The 17,559-nt window shown below is 61.3% G+C and carries 30 protein-coding genes and 1 pseudogene; 10 read left to right on the top strand and 21 right to left on the bottom strand.

The features are described 5' to 3' along the window. Nucleotides 1-6: 6 nt before the first annotated feature. The 21 genes and pseudogenes from ACV22V_RS08220 to ACV22V_RS08120 all read right to left on the bottom strand — a co-directional run bounded on the left by ACV22V_RS08220 (nt 7) and on the right by ACV22V_RS08120 (nt 12,468). Complete coding sequence (locus ACV22V_RS08220) at nt 7-1,134, bottom strand: tyrosine-type recombinase/integrase (RefSeq protein ID WP_448013512.1); 1,128 nt, start codon at nt 1,132-1,134, stop codon at nt 7-9. Further along, a complete protein-coding gene (locus tag ACV22V_RS08215; protein ID WP_448013511.1) occupies nt 1,106-1,333 on the bottom strand; it encodes an excisionase in 228 nt (75 codons plus the stop codon). Before ACV22V_RS08215 ends, ACV22V_RS08220 begins: the two co-directional genes overlap by 29 nt. Continuing rightward, a complete protein-coding gene (locus ACV22V_RS08210) occupies nt 1,330-1,713 on the bottom strand; it encodes a DNA-binding protein (RefSeq protein ID WP_448013510.1) in 384 nt (127 codons plus the stop codon). The genes ACV22V_RS08215 and ACV22V_RS08210 overlap by 4 nt, the downstream gene beginning before the upstream one ends. Next, nucleotides 1,714-1,920: a hypothetical protein gene (locus ACV22V_RS08205; protein WP_448013509.1), complete on the bottom strand. Its 207-nt coding sequence runs from the start codon at nt 1,918-1,920 to the stop codon at nt 1,714-1,716. After that, on the bottom strand, nt 1,917-2,180 hold the full coding sequence (locus tag ACV22V_RS08200; protein WP_448013508.1) for a hypothetical protein: 264 nt from the start codon (nt 2,178-2,180) through the stop codon (nt 1,917-1,919). Before ACV22V_RS08200 ends, ACV22V_RS08205 begins: the two co-directional genes overlap by 4 nt. Continuing rightward, nucleotides 2,177-2,617, bottom strand: a complete 441-nt coding sequence (locus ACV22V_RS08195; protein ID WP_448013507.1) for a helix-turn-helix domain-containing protein — start codon at nt 2,615-2,617, stop codon at nt 2,177-2,179. Before ACV22V_RS08195 ends, ACV22V_RS08200 begins: the two co-directional genes overlap by 4 nt. A gap of 108 nt (nt 2,618-2,725) precedes the next feature. Then, complete coding sequence (locus ACV22V_RS08190; RefSeq protein WP_448013506.1) at nt 2,726-3,181, bottom strand: hypothetical protein; 456 nt, start codon at nt 3,179-3,181, stop codon at nt 2,726-2,728. A 162-nt stretch (nt 3,182-3,343) separates the two neighbouring features. Further along, a complete protein-coding gene (locus ACV22V_RS08185; protein WP_448013505.1) occupies nt 3,344-3,640 on the bottom strand; it encodes a hypothetical protein in 297 nt (98 codons plus the stop codon). After that, on the bottom strand, nt 3,637-4,251 hold the full coding sequence (locus ACV22V_RS08180; RefSeq protein ID WP_448013504.1) for a hypothetical protein: 615 nt from the start codon (nt 4,249-4,251) through the stop codon (nt 3,637-3,639). Before ACV22V_RS08180 ends, ACV22V_RS08185 begins: the two co-directional genes overlap by 4 nt. After that, a complete protein-coding gene (locus tag ACV22V_RS08175; protein ID WP_448013503.1) occupies nt 4,248-4,604 on the bottom strand; it encodes a hypothetical protein in 357 nt (118 codons plus the stop codon). The genes ACV22V_RS08180 and ACV22V_RS08175 overlap by 4 nt, the downstream gene beginning before the upstream one ends. Continuing rightward, entirely contained in the window at nt 4,597-5,121 is a 525-nt protein-coding gene (locus ACV22V_RS08170; protein WP_448013502.1) for an HNH endonuclease, read from the bottom strand. Before ACV22V_RS08170 ends, ACV22V_RS08175 begins: the two co-directional genes overlap by 8 nt. Nucleotides 5,122-5,133: 12 nt before the next feature. Then, on the bottom strand, nt 5,134-6,264 hold the full coding sequence (locus ACV22V_RS08165) for a DNA cytosine methyltransferase (protein ID WP_448013501.1): 1,131 nt from the start codon (nt 6,262-6,264) through the stop codon (nt 5,134-5,136). Nucleotides 6,265-6,306: 42 nt separating this feature from the next. After that, nucleotides 6,307-6,792 carry an HNH endonuclease signature motif containing protein gene (locus ACV22V_RS08160; RefSeq protein WP_448013500.1) on the bottom strand — a complete coding sequence of 162 codons (486 nt, stop codon included), beginning with the start codon at nt 6,790-6,792 and terminating at the stop codon, nt 6,307-6,309. A gap of 515 nt (nt 6,793-7,307) precedes the next feature. Continuing rightward, nucleotides 7,308-7,976, bottom strand: a pseudogene (locus ACV22V_RS08155) (RecT family recombinase); the annotation flags it as partial. A 7-nt stretch (nt 7,977-7,983) separates the two neighbouring features. Beyond that, nucleotides 7,984-8,871: a YqaJ viral recombinase family nuclease gene (locus ACV22V_RS08150; RefSeq protein ID WP_448013499.1), complete on the bottom strand. Its 888-nt coding sequence runs from the start codon at nt 8,869-8,871 to the stop codon at nt 7,984-7,986. After that, on the bottom strand, nt 8,868-9,035 hold the full coding sequence (locus tag ACV22V_RS08145; RefSeq protein WP_448013498.1) for a hypothetical protein: 168 nt from the start codon (nt 9,033-9,035) through the stop codon (nt 8,868-8,870). Before ACV22V_RS08145 ends, ACV22V_RS08150 begins: the two co-directional genes overlap by 4 nt. A gap of 410 nt (nt 9,036-9,445) precedes the next feature. Beyond that, nucleotides 9,446-9,781 (bottom strand): hypothetical protein, encoded by a 336-nt coding sequence (locus tag ACV22V_RS08140; protein ID WP_448013497.1) that lies wholly within the window; start codon nt 9,779-9,781, stop codon nt 9,446-9,448. Next, nucleotides 9,778-10,179 (bottom strand): hypothetical protein, encoded by a 402-nt coding sequence (locus ACV22V_RS08135; RefSeq protein ID WP_448013496.1) that lies wholly within the window; start codon nt 10,177-10,179, stop codon nt 9,778-9,780. The genes ACV22V_RS08140 and ACV22V_RS08135 overlap by 4 nt, the downstream gene beginning before the upstream one ends. 127 nt (nt 10,180-10,306) lie before the next feature. After that, nucleotides 10,307-10,759 (bottom strand): hypothetical protein, encoded by a 453-nt coding sequence (locus ACV22V_RS08130; protein WP_448013495.1) that lies wholly within the window; start codon nt 10,757-10,759, stop codon nt 10,307-10,309. 586 nt (nt 10,760-11,345) lie between these two features. Continuing rightward, on the bottom strand, nt 11,346-11,642 hold the full coding sequence (locus ACV22V_RS08125) for a hypothetical protein (protein ID WP_448013494.1): 297 nt from the start codon (nt 11,640-11,642) through the stop codon (nt 11,346-11,348). 43 nt (nt 11,643-11,685) lie between these two features. Next, a complete protein-coding gene (locus ACV22V_RS08120) occupies nt 11,686-12,468 on the bottom strand; it encodes a LexA family transcriptional regulator (RefSeq protein ID WP_448013493.1) in 783 nt (260 codons plus the stop codon). 85 nt (nt 12,469-12,553) lie between these two features. On the opposite strand from ACV22V_RS08120, the gene ACV22V_RS08115 reads away from it, so the two are divergent. The 10 genes from ACV22V_RS08115 (at nt 12,554) to ACV22V_RS08070 (ending at nt 17,419) form a co-directional block, all read left to right on the top strand. Continuing rightward, nucleotides 12,554-12,865 carry a YdaS family helix-turn-helix protein gene (locus ACV22V_RS08115; RefSeq protein ID WP_448013492.1) on the top strand — a complete coding sequence of 104 codons (312 nt, stop codon included), beginning with the start codon at nt 12,554-12,556 and terminating at the stop codon, nt 12,863-12,865. A gap of 134 nt (nt 12,866-12,999) precedes the next feature. Continuing rightward, nucleotides 13,000-13,407, top strand: coding sequence for a hypothetical protein (locus ACV22V_RS08110; protein WP_448013491.1), 408 nt, complete (start codon nt 13,000-13,002; stop codon nt 13,405-13,407). A gap of 73 nt (nt 13,408-13,480) precedes the next feature. Then, nucleotides 13,481-13,948, top strand: coding sequence for a hypothetical protein (locus ACV22V_RS08105; RefSeq protein WP_448013490.1), 468 nt, complete (start codon nt 13,481-13,483; stop codon nt 13,946-13,948). Further along, a complete protein-coding gene (locus ACV22V_RS08100) occupies nt 13,923-14,342 on the top strand; it encodes an HNH endonuclease (protein ID WP_448013489.1) in 420 nt (139 codons plus the stop codon). Before ACV22V_RS08105 ends, ACV22V_RS08100 begins: the two co-directional genes overlap by 26 nt. Next, entirely contained in the window at nt 14,339-15,322 is a 984-nt protein-coding gene (locus ACV22V_RS08095) for a YdaU family protein (RefSeq protein WP_448013488.1), read from the top strand. The genes ACV22V_RS08100 and ACV22V_RS08095 overlap by 4 nt, the downstream gene beginning before the upstream one ends. Next, entirely contained in the window at nt 15,319-15,816 is a 498-nt protein-coding gene (locus ACV22V_RS08090; protein ID WP_448013487.1) for a hypothetical protein, read from the top strand. Before ACV22V_RS08095 ends, ACV22V_RS08090 begins: the two co-directional genes overlap by 4 nt. After that, a complete protein-coding gene (locus ACV22V_RS08085) occupies nt 15,813-15,986 on the top strand; it encodes a hypothetical protein (RefSeq protein ID WP_448013486.1) in 174 nt (57 codons plus the stop codon). Before ACV22V_RS08090 ends, ACV22V_RS08085 begins: the two co-directional genes overlap by 4 nt. Beyond that, on the top strand, nt 15,983-16,153 hold the full coding sequence (locus ACV22V_RS08080; protein ID WP_448013485.1) for a hypothetical protein: 171 nt from the start codon (nt 15,983-15,985) through the stop codon (nt 16,151-16,153). Before ACV22V_RS08085 ends, ACV22V_RS08080 begins: the two co-directional genes overlap by 4 nt. Before the next feature lie 124 nt (nt 16,154-16,277). After that, entirely contained in the window at nt 16,278-16,754 is a 477-nt protein-coding gene (locus ACV22V_RS08075; RefSeq protein WP_448013484.1) for a RusA family crossover junction endodeoxyribonuclease, read from the top strand. 8 nt (nt 16,755-16,762) lie between these two features. Continuing rightward, a complete protein-coding gene (locus ACV22V_RS08070) occupies nt 16,763-17,419 on the top strand; it encodes a hypothetical protein (RefSeq protein WP_448013483.1) in 657 nt (218 codons plus the stop codon). The last annotated feature ends 140 nt before the right edge of the window (nt 17,420-17,559 follow it).

Here is a 17,559-nt window from a genome sequence, read left to right as displayed (position 1 = left end):
CCAAAACTAAGCGCCGTTTGAGATCTTGATTTCGGTCCAGTCTTGGCCTCTGGAATCGCGGTAGACGGCTGTCATGGCCGCCGATTTGTGGCCGAGCAGCGACTGCGCGAAGTCCTTCCCATACGCCTCGGAATAGAGACGGGCCGACAGCGAACGCAGCTCATGGAACGTCGGTGGCGTGCGATCTTTCTCGGTCACGATCTTGGCCGCCACTCTGGCAACCTTGAAGGCTTGGCTGAGGGTTCCAGGTGCGACCGCGGAACCCGGCTTACCCTTGGATATGGCGTGCGAGAAATGGATCAGATGCTTTGACACAACCCTGTCGCGGCAGCGCTTCACCACGTCATCCAGCGTCAGGCCGGCAGCGGGAAGGGACAGGGATAGCGGGATGCAGAGCTTCGGACGATTCGGCCCGCGCCCCTTCGTTTGCTCGACCCATAGAAATCCGTCATGCACGTTTTCGAACGTCATGCGGCAAACATCCTCAAGCCGCTGCCCGGTAACCAGGGCTAGATCGATCGCATTTGCTACCCATTGACGGTGCTTGTGGCTTTTCGCTTCGGCCAGAATTGCCCGGTAGGTATCGAGCGTGAGGCGGCTTCGCTTCACGGATGACTTCGGTTTGTACGTCACCTCAACCGGGTTCTTTCCGACTTCGATGGCTCCGCGCTCCATTGCAGAACGCAGCACGTCGCGCAAGCGCGAACGGATCTTGGATGCCATCGGCGCCCCGCGTTCTGCTTCGCAGCGTTCGATGAACGAGACGACCTCGCGCGGGGTGATGTGGACCAGGATCATATTGCCGATCTCGTCACCACGGATCGCGGCAAGCTGAGAACGGATCGACTTCATGGTGTTTGGCTTGAGTCCGGCGAGAGATTCCTCGTACGCATCGCACCACTTCGACAGCAGATTGTCGCCGCCGTCTATCCGAGCGAGCAGGGAAGTATCGCCGCGGCGCCGCTCGATGTTGGCGTTCGCGGTCTTGGCCTGCGAGATTGCGGCCTCTTTGTTCCTGCCTAGTCCGAACGTCTCCTTCGTGATCGGGTTGCGGAACCAGTAGTAGCCATCCTTTTTCTGATAGAGGTTGGGCGGCAACACTCGGTTACGCGCGCTTCGTGGTCTGGCGGCCATGGATCATCCTGTTGATTCGGTCTGCGGTTTCATCCACGTATTCAGCATCCGGCCGGCAAAAGTATCCTCGGCCGACTTTCATTGGGCGCGGCAAAATCTTTCCCGAGTGAATCCAGTTGAGCAGTGTATTGGGATGGGGGGCATGGCTCCCGAATATCTGCTGCGCCCATTCGCGTACTGGTATGAGTGCTGGCGTCATTTTCCCCTCGTGGACAAAGCGAGCTCGATGCGGCGATTGAATTCGCGGTCGTAGCCGGCGAGCGTGGATTGCAGGTTGGGTGCGAGGCGCGGCCCGGCGGCCGGCGTGTCGAGTGGCGCGCGCGGTGCTGCGATCGGCGTCACCTCGTACGCCGTGTCCGTGTGCACGCTTCGATCGATGCGGATGCGGCCGGCGTAGAACAGCGTGTCGAGGAAGCACTGCACGAACGCGGTCGATGTCTCGAGCTTCTTGGCGATCTCGCGCGCGGTGTGCGTGCCGGTGAGCAGGACTTCGTAGACGGCGGTCCCGTTGATGCGGCGGCTGGTCATATTCCAATCCCTCCGACTGATTTCCAAAATCTGCTGCAGTGCTGCGTTCATTCAGGCTCCGCGCGCCTCGTTCTGACTGATTGCCGCAAATCGCTCTTTGTGCGCGGTTGCGCAGTTCTCGCACACGCCATACAGCGTTGATGAGTATGATCCGGCGCCGGGGATCTTCAGCGTCGATGTCGAATGATGATGGCAGTGGCCGATCGGAAAATACTGCCCGCAGTTCGGGCACTGCTCACTTGGTTCAATCGGATTCATTTCTGTTCTCCCTCACTAGCAGGGGCGCGGCGCTTCTTCATCGGAAGCGTCTGCCACACGAATTGACAGCAGCGGCAAAGATGGCCGATGTGATCACGATTCGCGACGGCGCTCCAACTGGTGACGGACGCGTATTTCCCCATCGTTTGCTTGTCGTATTCGAGCGCTTGTCGACGCTCGCCAGCGCGCCAGAAGTTGCGCATGATGTCGCTGCTACCACATTTCGGGCATGGGATTTCGCAAGGCTTCAGTTCGCTCACGATTTCTCCTGGCGCTGGAAGAGGGACGGCGCTTCGATAGCTGCGCGAAGTGCCGATGCCGTATGAGGAACGCCCAGTGCATCGAAGTACGCCGAGACATCGAACGCGAATTCCGGCGTAACTGGCGTGCGACCGAACTCCATCGCCGACAGCTTCGCAGGCGTCGTCAGCAACGCGGTCGCCATGTCCATCAGCGTGATTCCGGCGACGATACGGAGCGCCCGGACGAGCAGCCCATAAGGCGTAAGCGGATTCGTCAGGCTCGGTTCTTCCCGCTTATCCGCCGCAGCGGCTTCCAGCTCTGCCAGTAGGAGGTCGATGGCGTCGGCGCATTCGGTGAAATGCTCGGCACATCCGTTCCACTCAAGCTCGACGGCTATGTCTGCCATGTGGCGAGTTTCAGATACCAGCGCCCGCATCTTGTCTTGGTCGATCATCGGTTCACCTCGTATTAAGGATTGCATATATGGCTACGCCGATGATGACTGGCGAAAGCCAGTAATAGGCTGCGCAGAACCCTTCGAGGAAGGCTTCGAGAAACCGCATCACGCACCTCCCTTATCGCTAGTGGGGGCGGCTGGCAGGGGCATCCAGTGGGTCGGGTCGATGCCCCAGCAATTCGGCGGGTCTTCGGCGTTATCTGGTGTCTCGAACCATCCTGGCTCAACGTCGTCTGGATCTTCCCAGCACTCGTCGATGTAGTTCTGAGACATCCATTGACCACGCACCGTGCGCCATTTCCCACATGCATTCGGATAACCGAGCAGAAGGGTTCGTCCGTCCTTCGGCGCAGTCTCAATCGGTTGCCACGCCTCCCTGTCGGGCGTGGTGCGGCGGGCGGCTACGAATCCGTTCCACATATGCGCGTACTCTTGAGCGCGCCATGCGTCGTAACGGGTTTGGGAATAGCCTTTCCCTGTCCAGATGCAGTCCGGTGGCATCGGGAATTCCGCCTCGAACTGCTTCCGCCACTCCGTCAGCATGTCATCGGTGATCTTCATGATTGGCCTTCTCCATTTTTACCGTATGCCATGGGGCGATTCCATTCATCCCCACGCCACGTATCTGTGTTTTCCAACAGTGGCGACAAGTGCGGAATCTCCCATACGGATTGCCGCTCCAATGAACCCATCCGTGGACGCCAGCAAAACACAGTAGCCGCTTCAAGCTTTGCTCCGGTTGAGGGCGTAGAGTGGTGTTACGACTGCGCCGTCATGCTGTTCAGCCGAGTGAAGCGCGTCACGTTCGTTGACGAACACCGAATGCCACGTTTCCGTTGCGGCTTTGCCGGGCCATACGACTTGCCACGCCACCGGCTCCCCGCACAGCTTTTCCACAACCGCTGTAGCGAATGCCTGCATCCAGTCGAGGTTGACGCAAGCGTTCATGTCCTCGGTGCAGGTCACGCATCCGGAAAGGAGTGCTTCAACTTCCTCGCGCGACAGAATCGGCTCTTTCATGATGAGGCTCCGGTGCGGGCGGCGGTCAACATTTCTTCGCATGCCTCGTCAATGCACTTCAACGCTCGACAAACGTCTGGTGCACCTTGGAAATGGCGCTCGGCAATGGAGCGTTTCTGTTGCTCAAGCAGCGTAACGGGCGCAACTTTGTAGGCGTCAAATGCACTCGTCACCTCGGAGCTCGGCTCCGTGGAATCACTCGGATAGAACACGAGGAATGAGCGCGCCTCATCAATCACTTCCTTCCATGCCCCTTCGGCATAGCATCGATCCTCAGGCGCGTTGTTCTGGCCGTCGTCGTAGATATCGATCAGCGCCTCGAGCAGCTTGTGAGCTTCCGCTCCCGTCTCGTTGGCAGATGCGGCAAATGAGGCGACGCCGGCGGGACACCAGCAATTCGGGCTAATCGACAGTCCACAGTTCGCGCAGTGCGCTGCCGTCTCGTTGGCAGCCTCGACCGGCATAGAGTCGTGGAGCACGTTCCATAGCGTGCGGATTGCATGGATGCTTAGCTTCGGCAGCTTTGCATCGTCGAGCGCCTTCTCATGCCACAGCGACCATGCTTTGTCGTGAAACTGTGCGCGGTCCATTCCGTTGGTCGGCTTCATCATGCGTCTCCAGATTCGAGCGCGCCCGTGTCGCGCCATTTGTAGGTCGCCGGTACCTTCGTAGCCACTTCACGGCGTGAGAGTGCGGCGCGTGCCATCCAGCCGGTCCGAAACGCGTCTTTCCAGTAACTACCGAGCCCTTGTCCCTCGTCGTCGCCACGCGCGTCCAGCGCCCTGCGAAGCGCGGCCTGCTCATCGAACGAGTTGAGGTTGTCGATCGGCGCTCCCGCGGGCTGCTCGACAGGGTAACGAGCCTCGCGCTCGCGCTTGCACTCGTCAGTGCCGCAGCCATGCGAGCATTGGATGTCGGAGATTGCGCACACGCGGACGGCCGCATAGTTATTTTCGTCAGACATTGGGTGCCTCCAGGTGTCCGTGATTGGCGAACTCGCCATGAAGTAGATCGGCAGCGAGGCAATACACTTCATGCGCCTCTTCTGCGGTGGGATAGATACCGAGGTGATGCTTGCGGCCAAGGTGCCGAATCTGCGACGTATATCGGCCGTTTGGCGTCCGGCTGACGCCTTTGTAGCCTGTCGTGTTGGTCTTCTGCGGGCCCTGATTCCAGCCGTTTTGGGCCTTCGTGCAGAGGCGCAGATTGCACTTTCGGTTGTCAAGCCTGTTGCCGTTGGCGTGGTCCACGATGCGGCCGTCGTATCGATCAAGACCTAGAATGAAACGGTGCATCTTGACCTCGAACTTCTGGCCGTTTTCGAAAATTCCTCGCACCGCATAGCCTTTTTTGATCACATGCCACCAGACGCGCGAGCAACGCTCGAAGTCTTCTTCGTCGACCAGAATCTCGTAGCCATTCGTGGATATGATCACTTTCGCATTAGGCGCATCAGCGCGGCTATTGTCGGTGGTCGTCATGGTGTTTGGTCCTCAGGTGGTCAGGATGTCTCGCGCGGCGAGGATGAATTGCGTTGCCGCTTCGGCGTTGATCGCGTTGCCGTATCCTCGGAGTCGGCCTGTGCGGCTGCCCTGGTCTTTGCGCGGTCGTAGCGCGGCGAGGCGTTCTTGATCGGCGCGCACTCGTCCCACGCTACCGGCAGCCCCATCAACCAGCGGGAATGTGCTGGGTTCAACTGGCCGCCACTTGCCATCCCTGCACAGGAGCCAATCAGCAGCTCGCCAGAAGCCGTTAGTCGGGCCGGCATGGGGTTGTCTTTCAGGAGCGCCGCCGCATGATTCAACGTGATGTTTGTCGTCGAGAATTGCGCAGCCGGCTGCCGACGCATATCCGTTGATGTCGGTGTCGGCCATCCCGCGAACTGCGCCACGTGATTCAGACTCACCGCTACCTTGCGACCGTCCGGCGTTTTGCCCGTCGCGCTCAAGCCCTCGAACGACTGCGATCCCTCCGCGTTTCCGACTGTCGGCGTTGGCCAGCCTGCGAGTTGCGCAACTAGTCCGAGATCCGTCAAGCTGGCACCCATCTTCGAACCCTTCGCGATCGACTTGAGCTTGCGCGCGACGAACTGCTCGGGAGTTCCGCCTGCTTCGCATGCCGTTGGCGTAGGCCATCCAGAAAGCTCGATCGCGGATGTGCGGCGCACCGACGCCCGCAGACGGAAACGGTTCGCACCCGTAGGCGTAGTCCACGGCTTCCAGGTCAGCGTGTACAAGGTCGACCCAAGGATCGACAGCCGAACTCGCAACCTGCTCTCCAAAGATGACTGCAGGTCGGCACTCGCCGATGAGCCAGTACCACGCAGGCCACAGGTGCCGCTCGTCATCAAACCCAGCTCCTTTGCCTGCCGCGGAGAAAGGTTGGCACGGACAGGAACCGGTCCAAACAGGTCGATCATCGGGCCAGCCGGCACGGCGAAGCGCGTGCGACCAGACGCCGATTCCGGCGAAGAAATGGCACTGGTCGTAGGCTCGCAGGTCATCAGGTCGGACATCCTCAATGCTCCGTTCGTCGACATCGCCAGGAGCGATGTGCCCGGCGGCGATCAGGTTGCGCAGCCACTGCGCGGCGTATCGGTCGTGCTCGTTGTAGTACGCGGCCACGTGGCATCCTCTAAATCAGTAGATCAAGCCTCAATGGCTGGGTCAGATCGTGCAGCCGACATGCCGCTTCCGCTTTTCGGACACATATGCTGCATGGGCCTCATATGGGTCATTAAAATCTCCGATCCATATCGATTTCCCATCGACCTTAATTGCGGCACGATATTTCCCGGTTGATGCCACGATGCTTACGCCAAGTAATCCGGATCTGTTATCGCTGCGAGGGCGCTTTTGATTCTGCGTATTGACGCTGCATGACACGTCTCGCAGGTTGGCAATTCTGTTATCCGTTCTGTCGCCGTTGATGTGGTCAATAAAACAAGTCGGCCAAGATCCATTGACAAACAGCCAAGCAAGTCGATGCGCCATATATCGATGAGTGTTGATGCACACGTAAACGTATCCGCCACCAAAAACGCTTCCGGCTATATGACCTGGATGAACAGGCCCGCGCGACACAATCCATCGAAAAAGGCCAGAATCCGGTTCATATGTAAGCAACTCTTGAAACTGTTCAAGCGTGAGCATGCGCACCTCCATTGGGTTGCCGCGCGGTGGGATGGTTACGCGTCGAGCAGCACTTCGCGACGGTCGTTATAGGCATCGAGTGCAGCCTGCTGTTTGTCCTCGGGCAGCTGGCCGATCAGCGTCGCGTCAGCGTCGAGCACGTCGACGTCGGTCGTCGCGTTGAAGCGTGCGATCAACTCGTCATAGGTGAGAGTTGGCGCCTCACCTTCGGCGCCCGGCTGATCCTGATGTGCCTGCGCAGCGGCTTCGCGGTGCTGACGCTCGCGCTCGGCGTTGAGCTTCGCCTGATAGGCATCCCGGACCTTTTCCTTGTCTGCCTCGCTAGCGAGGTTCGCTGCGGGCTCAATCGCCTTCTTCAGCTCGTGGCCGCTCGTCGCCGATTCGATGTCGCGCAGGATCTTGTCGAGGTTCGCCGTCGGCGCCGGTGCGGCGCGCTTCGATGCGAGCTTGCTGCGCACGGCATCGGTGCGCGAATTGCTTGGTGTCTGCCCGACTTCCTCTGCGCGGCCCATGTCGCGCGGCGCGCGCTCCTCGAGTTCGTCGGGCGTGTAGACGCCGAGAATGACATCCGGGCAATAGAGGCGCGACCAGCGCTTCACGGCGAGATAGGCAAGCTGCTGTTTCGGGTCTTGGCCCCACAGCGGCGAGTTGCGCACGCCGGCCTGCGCAAGCAGCAGTCGCAGTTCGCGCGGCTCGGATTCGCCCTTGAAGGTGGCCCACACGCGCACGCCGAGGCCTTCTTCGTCTTTGATCGTCCAGTCGCGAACGATGCGCTTCTCGTCCGGATTGTTCTTCGCCGGTACTTCCTTGAAGCGGCCCGCGATGCGATCCCACTCGCCGAACCACTCGTAATTGATCCGGCCGGTGACGGGCGCGCGCGCGGTAATGACGGCGTTCACGAGCTGGGCTTCGTAGCCGAGTGTGCCGCTGACCAGGTGCGTTTTCTGCGCGACGGCGAATGGGTTCATGCCCCACTGCATGGCCTGCATCGTGACGGCGAAGCAGTCGCCACGGTTACCCTGCAGGTGGCGCGGGATCGTGGCCTTGCCGGCGGCCATGATCTCCGCGACTCGCGAGATTGATTCGATTGCGGTCATGTCGAGCACGACGGCGCTCGTCGTGATCGGCGGCGCATCGAAATCGAGTGCAGGGCGGCTGTCCATCTTGACGACGTTCGTATTCATGGCTGCGTTACTCCTTGGCCTTCTGGTGGCGGAAATCGATATAGGTGGCAGCCTCGACGGCGTAGGCCTTGCGCGTCACTTCTTTGCGGCGGTAGGCGCTGCCGTCCGGCAGCCGGCCGACGGCGGCCGCGCCCATCGCGCGCAGCAGGTGCGCCTTCGCGCCGTCGCTGACGTCCTTGTATTGCTTGATTTGCTCATCGGCCATCTGCTTGACCAGGTGCCAGTGCTCAAGGCTGTCGTCGAGCTGGATCTCACTGCCGTCGGTGCCGGGGAACATGCGCTGCAGGAGAGCGATCGTCGTCGGGTGGGCGTAGTCCGGCTCCGGCGCATCATGTTGCTCGACGTGGTGCCAGAAGTCGTGCTCACCATCGACGATCATCTGCTCGAGTTCCGGATCGCGGCGGATCACGAACTTCTCAAGGCGGTTGCCGCCGATGCACGCGGCCAGATCCCACTCGGCATAGTCGAGCACGATCATGTAGTGCTGGCACTGCAGGAGGTAATGCTCCGGCACCTGGTCGGTGCCGGGCTCGCCCCATTCGCCCATGCGGAACGCCATCGCGTCGACGTTCTTGCATTCGAGACCGCGGCGCTCGCCTTCGATGAGGCGGTCGACATTCGCGAGCATCCACGGGTATTTCGGGTGCCGCACGATCTGATTGCGCCGGCGCACCTTAACGCCTTCGCGGCGTGCGTACTCGCGCGCGATGATATCTTCCATCAGACGCCCGAACTGGATGCGCTCGACCTCGTCGAGATCCTCAGCCGCGAGCTGCCTCGTCTTTTCGAGCCACAGCTCGTAGGTAGTCTTGTAGGGGGAGAGGCCGAGCGCTGCAGCGGCATCGCTGCCGCCGACGCCAGACAGGCGCTCCTCGAGCCAGTCTTCGCGATTCATGCATACCTCGTATTAATAGTGGTGACGGGCGCGCCGTCCTGGTTGAGATACGCGATCGCGATCATGCAGACGAAGGCGAGGACGATCATCAGCGCCATCGCGAAGATCGGATTGCGGTCGAACAGTCGGTCGAGCGCGCCGCACAGGTAGGTGATCGGGTTCATCGTGTGACTCCCGCGAGAAGCTCAAACGCCGGCGCGACGCCGCACGCGATCAGGTACAGCGCGCCGAGCACCGCAAGCGGGAACCAGTCGCGCGATACAACCGATCGGCTGTAATCGCGCAATACAGGCGTTAGGCTGTTGAGAGGGGCGCGCATCATACCTCCCGTGCGTGATCGCTGCACCAGCAACCACGCCCCTCGTTATCGGGGCAACTTGCCGGGTCGCCACTGCAATCAGCGGGCTTGCGATTGCCTTCTGCCTTTCTAATTGCCGCGCGAATCTTTGACGCCGCGTCTGCGTAGTTACGGCGCTTCTTGGGATTGGGCGTGTTGAAGCAAACGGCCTCAACGTATCCAAGACCGATTCGGCATGCTTCGAGAAGCTCCGCCTCAAGCGGAGTCAGTTCACGATCACTCATCACGCACCCCCGCGATCGTCACGTGCCGCACCGCCGTCGGCGCAGCCTTGCAGCCGGCCTTGATGAGGGCGGCGTCGAGCATCGTGCGAGTGCCGCTCGGAATCTTCGCTTTGCCCGCATCAGCTTCCTCGGCCAGCATTTCGAGGACGAGGGCCATGTCGGAGACGATCGGCAGACGCTTCACGATGCAGTTCACGAATCGCGCCGCGAGGCCCGGTTGCGCTTCGAACAGCGCTTCGAATGTCTCGTATTGGTCCGGCGACATGCATTCAGCACCGGCTTCGAGCAGCAGCTCGCGGGCGTCAGGCGTGTGCTTGATCTCGTTCATGCTTCACCTCGCGCGCGGAGCATTTCATCGGCCCATGCTGCGGGCCACTGCACGTAGCGTTGCTTCTCGTGCTCGCGGTTCCACGCGCGACGGAGCTTCTCGTAGGCTTCGACAGCCTCGTAGTACGCCAGGACGCGCGGGCACTTCAGTTCGCTGGTGCTGAGATATTCGCCCCAGCCCTCGTACTCGCGGCGCTCTTCGTCGGTCAAGCGGTCAAGGGGTTCCACGGCCGCCGGCTCGTTATCCAACACCGGGGCGAACCACGGCTGCGGCTCGGCGGGTGCATGCGCGATGAAGTAGTCGCGGAGCGTCATGCCCTGCGGCGCTTCGTTGAGCGTGCCCGGTCGCGGATTCGTGTGGCACGGAAACGCCGGGCCGCCGTCTTTGATCTCGTTCATGTGGTCCCTCGTTGTAGTTGGTCAGTTCGAGCGACCGCGGCGCTTGATCGCCTCGACCGCGAGAATCACGAGCGTCAGCACGAGCACAGCGAGCACGCCGACGACGAAAAATTGGATGGAGTGCATGTCAGGCCCCAGCGGAGAAGTGGGCGCGGCGGTCGATGTGGTCGGCGCAGCTGGAGAAACCGGCGGTGCCCGGGCCGAAGGTTTGGCCGCACGACGAGCAGATGACGTTCGCGAAGCGCGGGCGATCGCTATCGAGCGAGCGCTCGGCCTCGAGCTCCGCGTCCTCGCTCATCGCGTGCACGATGATCGACATCACGAGGTCGCCCAGCGCCTCCGGCGACTCGCGGAACGCGGCGCGCAGTGCACGGGCGTGCTTCTCCTGCGTGACGCTGTGCATGCCGCCGATCAGGTCGTCGTCCGACAGCGCGGCGATCTTCGCCTTCAGGCGTTCCTTCGCGATCTGCGCGACGAGCTCGGCTCGGTCCGCTTCGGCGTCGGCCGCGTCGTTGAACTGCTGCAGCTGGCGATCGGTCCAGAACTCGGCCGCTCGCTCGGTTAATTGAGGGTTGAGCATATGCACTCCTAACGGGTTTGCCGGGAGACATGGCCGGCTTGACTGACTGCACTGGTGGGCGGATACGCGGCGTTCGCATGAGGCAGCGTTTTCGCGAGGCACTGTGTCTTCAGACTCAAAAAACAGGTGGTATGACGGGGCCCGGCCGTCATCGCTGCATATCCGCTCATCAGGGCAGCGGTGTTGCGTTTCCCCGCCGGCGCCGCGGCTACACCTGGCCGAGCCAGCTCCGGGTCGATCCGGCGGGGAATTCATCCCTTCGTGACCTTCGGCAGCCGTGGACCGGTAGCCAGTACAGCGGCCTAGCGCGGTTCGTCTGCGTCACGTTTCGGCCACGGATGCGGCCGGCAGGGCGAGTCCCATTAGGGAGGCTCCTGCGCACCTTCGGTTGTTACAGAGCGATCCGCCCGGGGCGGTGGCGCAGCGCGTTGTGTGCTGCGTTGAAGAAACTATAGCGAATCGCTAATCTGCGCGCAAGCGGAATTTAGCGCGAATCGCTAATTTTTCGTTTTAGCGACGATCGGCGCAGGGACGCGGGAAAGAAAAAGCCCGCGCGCGGCGGGCTTGGGGGAGGGGATCGTTGCAGTTACCGTAATGGTTCGAGATGCTGTTTCGGAAACATGCAGTCGCGCGAGACGACCGCGTAGATGCGGTCGGGCCGCCATCGGGACAGGTCCGGATCGAAGTAGACCAGGTTGATGACTTCCTTCAGCGCGCCATCGGGGAGACCGCGGCGGAAAGCTGGCGCCTTCATTCGGGTGAGCGTCTCTTGAGGCGAGATTCCGGTGTCGCGGAACGTCGCCGCGAAGCTGAACGCAGACGCCGAATCGGTGCATTTCGTCGCGACATCGTCAGAAACCGGGGCGGCATGCGCACCGATCATCCAGATGACCGCGACGAGAGGAATGAGACGTTTCATGCGGAACTCAGTTGCCGCCAGCCGGCCCTGATCCCGAACGATACATGACTTCGCCGGCGATCTGAAGGCTAGCGAGCTGGTCGGCCGCGATGACGCGATCCGGGAAATCAGCGTTGTATGAGTGCAGCCGCAGCGCGCCCTCGGGCTCCTTGAAGATCTGTTTCACGAGTGCTTCGTCTTCAAAGTACACCGCATAGATCCGGCCATCGCGCACGTGGGTGCGCGTGGTGCAGATCATCATCAGGTCGCGATTGAAGAGGTAGGGCTCCATGCTCGGGCCGTGCACCTGGGCGAGCTTGCAGTCCTGCGGCTTGACGCCGAGCGCCTTGAAAAAGCCGATGTCGAACGGCAGCGCCTTCTTCTGGCGAATCTCCCACTGAATCAAGCCTGTCCCCGCCGAGAATCTGTAGTCATAGCGGTCGATCCAGACTCGATCCTCATCAGGCTCGAGGTCTTCCGGCCGCTCCCATACGACTACGTTACCTTTGTCCTTTGGGAGCAAATGCTTAATAACCGAGTCATCTTGGCCGGTGCTCGATGCACCATCTTCGGGCAAAGTGTGCTCGGTATCCATCCAGCCTTCGGATTCTCCGATCGCTCTCTCGATCTTCCGCGCAACGTCGTCGCCCATCGCTTTGGGCTTTCCCGTCTTGCTTTCCGGCGTCTGGTTCTTGATCTGGCTCAGGTAGGCCGCGGCGACCCCAGCCTTCTCGGCGAGGGCTGCAGCAGTTCGAAATCGCTTGACGGCGAGCTGCAGATTGTCGCGACGGATTTCGTCGATTGTCTTCATGCGGGCATTGAATAGCAAAACGCTAAAGAAATAAATGTGCGATTCGCTATTGCGGAACGATTAGCGAATCGCTATAGTTTGTCGCATGGACCTGAAAACATACCTCTCCGGCGAACGTGGGCGACTCAGCGCGCTCAGCAAGGCGATCGGCGCGAACGCGCCTGATGTCAGCCGCTGGGCGTCGGGAAAGCGCCCGATCCCCGTGCCTTTCGGTCTGCCCATCGAGCGGGCGACAGGCGGCCTCGTCACCAGACGCGAGATGTTCCCACGAGACCTGCTGCAGAAGATTTGGCCCGAGCTCGCGGACGCCATGGATCGCGTGAAGGCATCGGACGACGTCCAGCCTCCCGTCGGCCGCGTAACCGACGACTCGAAGCTCTCGAAGATGGTTGTGTGAATAGCGCATAGCCCATTTCTTTTTCTTGTTCGGATGACCCAGATCATCCTTTTTTTTTCGCCGCTGTGCGGAACCCTATCGGACCCTAAAACACGTTTTTCTTGCGGGGGCAGTAGGGGCAAAGGGGTAAAGGTATGCAGACCAAATTGTTCTACGAAGACGAATTCGAGGCCCTTCAGCTGATGGTGAGCAACAGCGGCAAGACCATCAAAGAAGTGGCGTGCCACCTCTGGCCGGACATGCGGCCGGAAAGCGCCTACGCGAAGCTGAAGGCCTGCCTCAACCCGAAGGGCGACGAGAACTTCAAGTTCAGCCAGGTCATCGCGCTGATGCGCTTCTGCAACTGCTACGACCCGCTGTATTACATCTGCGACGAGACGCTGCATGCGCGGCCCGATCGCAAGGTTCCCGAAGACGACGTCGTGAAGCTGACGGAAGCGATCAACGGCGCGATGGATGTCGTGCTGAAGGCGACGAACGCGCTCGAGCGGATCCGCGCCCAGACGACCGAGATGCGCCAGATTCCGCGGAGGGTCGCATGATCATCGAACTCTTCATCGACATGTGGGTGCGCACGCTGATCGCGTTCGCGTTTGGCGTGTATGGGGGTGGGGTATGACCACGCTCTCCGATCGCATCATCGCGCACGTTACGCGCCGGCCGCCGGATTTCATCATCGGGGGCGCCGACAATCCGTATCTGTTGCGCTGGTGGGTTCTGCCGCGCAATCGGTTCTTCAACATCTACCTGCATTGCTTCATGCGCAGCGACGACGACCGCGCATTGCACGACCATCCGTGGTCGAACTTGTCGATTCTGCTGCGCGGCCGTTATGTCGAACACACGATCGCCGCAGGCGGCATCAACGTGCGCAGCGAGCGCATCGCGCCAACATGGAAATTTCGGCCATTTGGCTCAGCCGCCCATCGCGTCGAACTCGTCGATGGCTGCTGCTGGACGCTATTCGTGACCGGTCCGCGCTACCGCGAATGGGGATTCCATTGCCCTGAGCAGGGTTGGGTGCATTGGACGAAATTTACCGCGCCGCGCAACTCGGGTGAAATCGGAAGGGGATGCGAATGAACCAGCTCCAAATCGCCCTCATTGCCTACATCGCGCTCGTCGTCGTGCTTTGCGCGCTGCTCGCTTGGCTCATGCGGAGGTAGGCGTGGCCCGCATTCGCACCAAAACGCCCATTTCTGAGGCTGTTCGGCGGGAAGTCGCGCGTCGCTATGGTGTGCTGCCCGGTTCATGCAAGACCGTCCAGTGCGCCTATTGCGATGCCCTCGGGCAAGTCCAATGGTTCGTCAGCTATCACCGGCCCGGCCTTGGGCGCGTTGCGCTTTTCAATCTTGAATTCGACCACGTGAAGCCCGAAGCGCGCGGCGGTCGCTCAGTTGCCCGGAACATCGTTCTTGCCTGCCGGCCATGTAACCGGACCAAGGGCGCTCGCTCTGCGCGGGAATGGCAATCATGAATTTCTATAAGCGCCACATCGGCGACTATCTGAAGGACACGGCACACCTGTCGCTGCTCGAGCATGGCGTCTATACGCGCCTGCTCGACGTCTATTACACGCGAGAGTCCGGCATTCCTGACGACCAGGCTGCACGCCTCATTGGCGCGCGCGCTCGCGACGAAGTCGCTGCGCTGAAGGTCGTTCTCGGCGAATTCTTCGAACTGGTCGACGGCACGTGGATCCAGCAGCGTTGCGAGCGCGAGATCGCTGATGCAGCCGAAGGTGAAATCGACCGTGACGCCAAGCGTGAGAACGAGCGAGATCGCCAGCGCCGCCATCGTGACCGTCGTCGCAAGCTCTTCGACGAGCTGCGAAAGCACGACATCGTCCCGCCGTACGACACGAGCACCGAACAGCTCCAAGTGATGCTGTCACGCGTGACAGGACGTGACGCTGACACGGATGATTTACGGACTGTCACACAACCTGTCACGCGTGACGCAACGGCTAACCAGACTCCAGAAGCCATAAGCCAGACTCCATATAACCCCCTAGAAGCGTCGTCACAGCTTCAACCGGAGGTAGGCGCGCATACGCCGAACAGCGCTTCTTCGGTTTCGAGGGCTGTCGAGATCGCCGTCTACCTGCGTCAGCGCGGCGTGATCGGCGCGAACAGCGTGAACCCGAACATCGCTGCGTGGGGTGACGACGTCCGCGTGACGAACGAGATCCTCGATGCGGCCCTGTCGGTCGTCGCGTCTCGCGGACTCGAGAAGCCCGTCGGCCCGAACTACCTCGTCGGCATCATCGCGGACCTGCTGAACCCGAAGCCCGCGCAGCAGAAGCGCGAGGACAACTCGTGGAAGCGATCGGACGCGGGCATTGCCCGGAAAGCATCGGAGCTCGGCATTATCGCGCCGGCTGGCAAGGATTACGCGTGGCTGCTCGAGCGGTGTGAAAGCGAACTGCGCCAGCGGGCGCAAGGAGTTGCAGCATGAGCGAATCGGGACAGGCATGGGGCATGTGCGCAGCTTACGGCTGCCCGCTGCTCGGCACGATGGGCGGCGACAAGTGGTACTGCTTTTGCCACGCAAACCGCTCCAACGGCTCGAACGACGACATCACGGGTGTCCTGCGCAGCGATGCCGCCTGGGCGATCGTGCAAGCGACGCTCGACATCCGGCGGCACTTCGGCTCGTTCGTCGACGCGCCGGACGCATACCGGCGCATTCAGCAGCGGCTCATCGAGGCTGATCGGCGCGACCTGCTGCTCGGCAAGGCGGACGAGTCGCCGCACAAGGCCGGCAAACCGATCGTGCGCACATGGCTCGCTCGCCTCGAATCGGAGCTCATCAAGCTCACGGCGTCCGCTGGGCGGCAGCAAGGTCCGAGCGGGATCGTGAAGATGGGGACGGTCATCGGACCGACTCATGCCAGCGGCTACATGCCGGAAACGGAACGGCGCGACGAAGAATCGGAGGAAACAGCATGAAGCGCATCACGAAGGACATGGTCAAGGCCGGCGGCCACCGCTACTGCTGCGAATGCTCGGCGCATGGCCCGCGCGTGAAGGCGCATTGGACGCACAAGGGGCGGGACTATTGCGACGTGCACAAACCGACGGAGACGGCCGTGCAGCACGTGCGCGAGGTGCGAGCATGACCGCCATCGGCATCTGGTTCATCGTCATCGGCTGGCTTGGCACGCGTCTGCGCAACTCGAACTGGATTTCCGAGTTCTGGGGCATGTGCTGGGCCGGCGTGTTTCTCGCGGGGGCTCTGCTGATCGCCGGGGGCGTCAGCTTGTGGGCATGGGAGGTGCTGCCGTGAGCAAATGGATCGTGCGGGTGATCGTTAGCGCTGCGTTTCTGTGTGCGGGCGGCTTTTTGCTTAGTCCGAGATTGTCGATGAGCGAATTAATCGGCTTGTTTTTTATCATCTCCGCGGCGGTGATATGACTCAGAAACCCCTCATTGTCCTTTCGGCGCCCGTCGTTTCCGGCCGCGTCGAGTTCGTTGTCCCCGGCGCACCGGTCGCAAAGGGGCGCCCGAAATTCGCGCGCCGCGGCGCGCACGTGACGACGTACACGCCCGAGAAGACCGAGCGCTACGAGAACCTCGTGAAGATGGCCGCGCGCGCCGCCATGCGCAGCACCGAGCCATACGCCGGTCCGATCCGCCTGATCGTGCACATCGGCCTGCCGATTCCGACCAGCTGGTCGATGAAGAAACAGGAAGCGGCTGCCGCCGGTGCCATCGGCGCGACGAAGAAGCCGGATGCCGACAACGTCGTGAAGGCGCTGAAGGACGGAATGAACGGCGTGGTGTACGTCGACGACGGACAGGTGGTCGATCTCTGGATCTCGAAGCGGTACGCGCGCACGCCGGGTGTGCGCATCGAGGCCATCGAACTGAATTTGCAACGAGCGTGAGGACAAAATTGAACGCCATTTTCCAGAGCACCGAACAAGCCTTGCACGTGAGCTTTCTCGTGATGTCGGTCCCTGCAATGGGCGACAACAAATTCCGACGGTTCCTGATCCAGATGCTCGAGGCGGCATCCGATGACGGAATTTCGGAGGGGGATATCAAGACCAGAGAGAAGTGGTTTGCGCAGCTCATCGGCACCCCGTCGGGCACGATCAACTTCTCCGGGCTCAACCAGCTCGAGATCCGCGGGCAGTGCGCAATGATCACCGCGGCGGTACGCGACCGGCTACCGTCGACGGAATCGGCGGCGCTGCTCGCGCGCTACGGGATCGGCGATGATCAGCAGAAGGGCGTCGTGCGTCTGGCGCTGCACGCGCGCCGCAGTTGCGGCCTTGGCCTGAAGGCATGCGGCAAGCTGACCGCGCGGCATTACCTGCCGCAATCGCGCCGCGAGGCGCTGTCATTCCGCGATCTGGCCGATGAGTTCAAGGTGACGAAGGACAAGATGCACCGCGCGGCGATCTGGATGACGAAGCACTACTCGGCGCTGGAACGGCTGGCGGTCGGCCGACTCGATCCGCAGTTCAAGGCGCAGGGCGTCGTGAGCACCGAGGAATTCCATGCCGACGTGATGCCGCGCCGCGAGCCTTTGGCGGCAAGCGTTTGATGGAAAAAGGGGCTTGCTATTCTGCGACAAAGCCCCTATGATTTCGCCAGACTGACCAAAGTACCCTCCAAAGCCCGCTGAGCCAAAAGCCAGCGGGCTTTTTGCATGATGCCGGTGAAAGTCCGGCGAGTGATGAATTG

It is taken from the genome of Burkholderia sp. AW33-5 (assembly GCF_053427615.1).
The sequence above is the reverse complement of the archived record's forward strand: the minus strand, read 5'-3'. Positions and strand labels throughout refer to the sequence as shown.

Coding starts and splice junctions, on each gene's coding strand:
- ACV22V_RS08220 (WP_448013512.1), bottom strand. CDS start 1,134: ATGGCCGCCAGACCACGAAGCGCGCGTAACCGAGTGTTGCCGCCCAAC.
- ACV22V_RS08215 (WP_448013511.1), bottom strand. CDS start 1,333: ATGACGCCAGCACTCATACCAGTACGCGAATGGGCGCAGCAGATATTC.
- ACV22V_RS08210 (WP_448013510.1), bottom strand. CDS start 1,713: ATGAACGCAGCACTGCAGCAGATTTTGGAAATCAGTCGGAGGGATTGG.
- ACV22V_RS08205 (WP_448013509.1), bottom strand. CDS start 1,920: ATGAATCCGATTGAACCAAGTGAGCAGTGCCCGAACTGCGGGCAGTAT.
- ACV22V_RS08195 (WP_448013507.1), bottom strand. CDS start 2,617: ATGATCGACCAAGACAAGATGCGGGCGCTGGTATCTGAAACTCGCCAC.
- ACV22V_RS08190 (WP_448013506.1), bottom strand. CDS start 3,181: ATGAAGATCACCGATGACATGCTGACGGAGTGGCGGAAGCAGTTCGAG.
- ACV22V_RS08185 (WP_448013505.1), bottom strand. CDS start 3,640: ATGAAAGAGCCGATTCTGTCGCGCGAGGAAGTTGAAGCACTCCTTTCC.
- ACV22V_RS08180 (WP_448013504.1), bottom strand. CDS start 4,251: ATGATGAAGCCGACCAACGGAATGGACCGCGCACAGTTTCACGACAAA.
- ACV22V_RS08175 (WP_448013503.1), bottom strand. CDS start 4,604: ATGTCTGACGAAAATAACTATGCGGCCGTCCGCGTGTGCGCAATCTCC.
- ACV22V_RS08170 (WP_448013502.1), bottom strand. CDS start 5,121: ATGACGACCACCGACAATAGCCGCGCTGATGCGCCTAATGCGAAAGTG.
- ACV22V_RS08160 (WP_448013500.1), bottom strand. CDS start 6,792: ATGCTCACGCTTGAACAGTTTCAAGAGTTGCTTACATATGAACCGGAT.
- ACV22V_RS08150 (WP_448013499.1), bottom strand. CDS start 8,871: ATGAATCGCGAAGACTGGCTCGAGGAGCGCCTGTCTGGCGTCGGCGGC.
- ACV22V_RS08145 (WP_448013498.1), bottom strand. CDS start 9,035: ATGAACCCGATCACCTACCTGTGCGGCGCGCTCGACCGACTGTTCGAC.
- ACV22V_RS08140 (WP_448013497.1), bottom strand. CDS start 9,781: ATGAACGAGATCAAGCACACGCCTGACGCCCGCGAGCTGCTGCTCGAA.
- ACV22V_RS08135 (WP_448013496.1), bottom strand. CDS start 10,179: ATGAACGAGATCAAAGACGGCGGCCCGGCGTTTCCGTGCCACACGAAT.
- ACV22V_RS08130 (WP_448013495.1), bottom strand. CDS start 10,759: ATGCTCAACCCTCAATTAACCGAGCGAGCGGCCGAGTTCTGGACCGAT.
- ACV22V_RS08125 (WP_448013494.1), bottom strand. CDS start 11,642: ATGATCGGTGCGCATGCCGCCCCGGTTTCTGACGATGTCGCGACGAAA.
- ACV22V_RS08120 (WP_448013493.1), bottom strand. CDS start 12,468: ATGAAGACAATCGACGAAATCCGTCGCGACAATCTGCAGCTCGCCGTC.
- ACV22V_RS08115 (WP_448013492.1), top strand. CDS start 12,554: ATGGACCTGAAAACATACCTCTCCGGCGAACGTGGGCGACTCAGCGCG.
- ACV22V_RS08110 (WP_448013491.1), top strand. CDS start 13,000: ATGCAGACCAAATTGTTCTACGAAGACGAATTCGAGGCCCTTCAGCTG.
- ACV22V_RS08105 (WP_448013490.1), top strand. CDS start 13,481: ATGACCACGCTCTCCGATCGCATCATCGCGCACGTTACGCGCCGGCCG.
- ACV22V_RS08095 (WP_448013488.1), top strand. CDS start 14,339: ATGAATTTCTATAAGCGCCACATCGGCGACTATCTGAAGGACACGGCA.
- ACV22V_RS08090 (WP_448013487.1), top strand. CDS start 15,319: ATGAGCGAATCGGGACAGGCATGGGGCATGTGCGCAGCTTACGGCTGC.
- ACV22V_RS08085 (WP_448013486.1), top strand. CDS start 15,813: ATGAAGCGCATCACGAAGGACATGGTCAAGGCCGGCGGCCACCGCTAC.
- ACV22V_RS08080 (WP_448013485.1), top strand. CDS start 15,983: ATGACCGCCATCGGCATCTGGTTCATCGTCATCGGCTGGCTTGGCACG.
- ACV22V_RS08075 (WP_448013484.1), top strand. CDS start 16,278: ATGACTCAGAAACCCCTCATTGTCCTTTCGGCGCCCGTCGTTTCCGGC.